Raw genomic sequence first — 3,338 nt, 5'->3', positions numbered from 1 at the left:
AAAAAATAAGAAATTTGCAGTGATATTCGGCGCAAAAAGCTACGAACACGAGATCAGTATCGTGAGCGCCATAGCCCTAAAAAAGGTGCTAAAAAACGAGCCTTTGTTTATATTTTGCGATAAATTTAGAGAATTCTACCTGATAAACGGCGCCGATATGAAGGCGAATTTTTTTAGCTCTGGCAAGTATAAAAACGCCAAAAAGCTCATTCTTAAGCAGGGCGGATTTTTCGCGGGCGGGTTGCTCGGAGAGAAAAAGATCGAGGCGGACGTGTTTATAAATTTAGTCCACGGTATGGACGGCGAGGACGGCAAGATCGCTGCGCTGCTCGAGTTTTACGGCCTTAGCTACATCGGCCCTCGCGTGGAGGCTAGCGCGCTAAGCTACAACAAGGAGCTAACCAAACTACTCGCGCAAAAAGCCGGCGTAAAAACCCTAAACTACGAGGTTGTAAGCAGAGAAAAGGCGCCTAGCCTGCCGCTACCCGTGATCCTAAAGCCGCTCCGACTAGGAAGCTCGATCGGAGTAAGCGTGATAAAAGACGCCAGCGAGCTAGAATACGGCCTAGACGTGGCATATGAGTTTGATAAAGAGATCCTGGTTGAGCCATTTATCGAGGGCGTAAAGGAGTACAATCTAGCAGGCTGCAAGGCGGACGGAGAGATAAAATTTTCTATCATCGAAGAGCCTAAAAAGAAGGAATTTCTAGACTACGAGCAAAAATATATGAGCTTTTCAAACGAGAGCAGGGCGCGCGAGGCCGATATAAGCGCAGAGCTAGCCGCCAAGCTAAAACAATGCTTTGAGCGCATCTACAACTGCGGCTTTGACGGGGCGCTGATACGCTGCGACTTTTTCGAGATAAACGGCGAAGTCTATCTAAACGAGATCAATCCAAACCCGGGTAGCATGGCAAATTATCTATTTGACGATTTTGAGGGGACTCTGGAGCGACTCGCCGCAAGCTTGCCAAAAGAGCGCGAGATAAATATCGACTATAAATTTATCAACTCCATAACGTCGGCAAAGGGCAAGCTGTAAAGAGGCGTCAGCATTTTTGCGCGCCTATTTCTAGCAAATTTAACCGCTTTAAACGGCTTGTTTTTAGCGGCTTTTCTGTTTTATTGCTATTAAATTCTTTTAAATTTGACGGCTATTACGCTTGCTAGGCAAAATCGTGGCATCTTTTTCTTAAAGTGCCGATTGTAGCCCAAATTTGACTCGCTTACTTGCTATGCAACGGCTATTTTCATCAAATTTTACCACCTCGTCTTTGATATACTCGCAAATTTCACTCCAAAAATATAAAAAGCTCTAAAATAAATTTTAAAGAACATAATGTGCCATTATATTTTAATTTGAATTTAAAGATAATATGCTATATTTTACACAAAATTTTACGTAAAGAGCAGAAATGACTACTTTTAGCAAAGATGAAATTTACACGGCGACCGAAGTGGTGCGAAATTTTAGCGCCGTCTTGGGCAAGGTCGGCAAGGCGCAGATGAAGCGCGCCGTGATAGTCAAAAATAATAAATTTGAAGCCGTACTGCTAAATATGGGCGAATACGAGCGCCTATGCGAGGCCGTGGAGGTACTGCAAAGCATTTATGAGGCTAAAAAACGAGCCGGAAGCGGCGAATAATGGCGGTCAAAGAGGTAAAATACGGCGGCAAAATTTACCGCATCAGCTACGAGACCGTAAATCCGGCAAATAAGGACGTCGCGCTATTTTTGCACGGCTGGGGCGCGAACAAGGAGATCATGAAAAAGGCTTTCGGCATGTATTTTAAGGACTTTCGGCACGTTTACGTCGATATGCCGGGCTTTGGCGCGAGCAGTATGCACGGCGCGCTAGCAACGAAAGACTACGCAAAAATCATAAAATCCTTTTTAGACGAGCTTGGCGCAAGCCCCAAAATCATCTTCGGACATAGCTTCGGCGGCAAGGTCGCAACCCTGCTAAATCCCGAATATCTCGCGCTTTTAAGCTCGGCCGGCATCGTAGCTAAAAAGCCGCTTTGGGTGCGATTTAAGATTGCTTTGTTTAAGTTTTTAAAACTATTCGGCCTTGGATTTTTATACAAATTTTTTGCAACGAAAGACGTAAAAGGCATGAGCAAAACGATGTACGAGACCCTAAAAAATGTCGTCGATGAGGATTTTAGCTCTAAATTTGCGGATTTTGGCGGCAAGGCGTTTATATTTTGGGGCGAGGAGGACAAAGCCACGCCTCTAAAAAGCGGCGAACGCGTGAGTCGCCTCATCAAAAACAGCGAATTTCACACACTAAAGGGCGATCATTTTTTCTTTTTGCTGCATGCGCGCTACATCGACGGCGTCGTGAATGCTGGGTTAAATTTTATGGATTTGGACGATGAAAGTGGTATCGAGAGCGTAAAAATTTTAAGTCCGAAAAACCGTGAAAATTTGAACGTAGAAATTGAGAGCGCCGACAAAAATGGCGATCTTAAAAATGATTCTGAGCAAAATTTGGCCGAATCCGATCGTGCGGATTTGGAGACGAGCGCAAAAACCATCTCTCAAAGTAGCCTCTTTGACGAGCAATCGCAAAGCGGTAATTTGGCCGATAAAAACTCGCAGCCTGACGATACGAACGACGAAAACGACCAGGTTTTTACCAAAAATGGTTTTAAAGAAAATTTGTTTGACGGCCAAGAAATCGTGCAAGACAAGCCCGAACCTAAAAGCGACGTTTTAAACAGCGACGAACAAAATCAAATTTTACCAAAAGATGAGCAGGACGCTCAAAAAAGCCCCAAAAAGCCGGTGCAACAAACGTTTGATTTAAGCTAGAGTGCAAATTTAGCATTTTAGATGTCAGCATTAAATTTATGCTGGTTTGGCAGGCCTGCATCAAATTTACGAGCTAAATTTAAGCCCAAAATCTGTAAAATCTCGGCTGATAAATTTGCGTTTTACGGCGTAAAAAAGTAGGGCGGATAAATTTGCTCTCAAATTTAACGGAGAAACTATCAAAATTTACGCCAAGCAAATCGTAAAACGCTAAATTTGGCAAAAACGGCGCAAACAAAAGCCCGCTCAAGCGAACCTAGGAGAAAAAATGAACGAAACCCTCATAAATATCGGCCTTGCCGCGACGCAGATTTTATTTACCTTTGCGCTCGGATTTTACCTCATCACCTGCCTTCAGTGGTTTTCCTACAAGTTTGAGCGCGTGCTGTTTCACTTCACCAGGCCGCTGTGGCACATGTTTTTCCTCATCGTGCCGATCGTGCTTTTTTACGGGGCGGAGCGATTTTTCTGGATTTATTTTTACTTTGCGCTGGTACCGAGCCTCGCTCTTTGGCACAAA

At 44.1% G+C, this 3,338-nt stretch carries 4 protein-coding genes and 1 pseudogene; 4 read left to right on the top strand and 1 reads right to left on the bottom strand.

The genetic code is table 11. The features are described from left to right. Window positions 1–19: 19 nt before the first annotated feature. The 3 genes from Q0200_RS05310 (at window position 20) to Q0200_RS05300 (ending at window position 2,818) form a co-directional block, all read left to right on the top strand. Window positions 20–1,042, top strand: coding sequence for a D-alanine--D-alanine ligase (locus Q0200_RS05310; RefSeq protein WP_297938659.1), 1,023 nt, complete (start codon window positions 20–22; stop codon window positions 1,040–1,042). A 373-nt stretch (window positions 1,043–1,415) separates the two neighbouring features. After that, a complete protein-coding gene (locus Q0200_RS05305) occupies window positions 1,416–1,646 on the top strand; it encodes a type II toxin-antitoxin system Phd/YefM family antitoxin (protein ID WP_002947827.1) in 231 nt (76 codons plus the stop codon). Continuing rightward, the gene (locus Q0200_RS05300; RefSeq protein WP_297938656.1) at window positions 1,646–2,818 is read left to right on the top strand and encodes an alpha/beta fold hydrolase; all 1,173 of its coding nucleotides are present in this window, start codon (window positions 1,646–1,648) and stop codon (window positions 2,816–2,818) included. Before Q0200_RS05305 ends, Q0200_RS05300 begins: the two co-directional genes overlap by 1 nt. A gap of 79 nt (window positions 2,819–2,897) precedes the next feature. Here Q0200_RS05300 and Q0200_RS05295 read toward each other — a convergent pair whose 3' ends face one another. Next, complete coding sequence (locus tag Q0200_RS05295; protein ID WP_297938654.1) at window positions 2,898–3,068, bottom strand: hypothetical protein; 171 nt, start codon at window positions 3,066–3,068, stop codon at window positions 2,898–2,900. Between the two features lie 18 nt (window positions 3,069–3,086). On the opposite strand from Q0200_RS05295, the pseudogene Q0200_RS05290 reads away from it, so the two are divergent. Continuing rightward, window positions 3,087–3,338 (top strand): annotated as a pseudogene (locus Q0200_RS05290) (UDP-N-acetylmuramoyl-tripeptide--D-alanyl-D-alanine ligase); the annotation flags it as partial.

It is taken from the genome of uncultured Campylobacter sp. (genome assembly GCF_938045225.1).
Taxonomy (GTDB): domain Bacteria; phylum Campylobacterota; class Campylobacteria; order Campylobacterales; family Campylobacteraceae; genus Campylobacter_A.
Note: the sequence above shows the minus strand (reverse complement) of the source record. Positions and strands in the feature narration are given on the sequence as shown.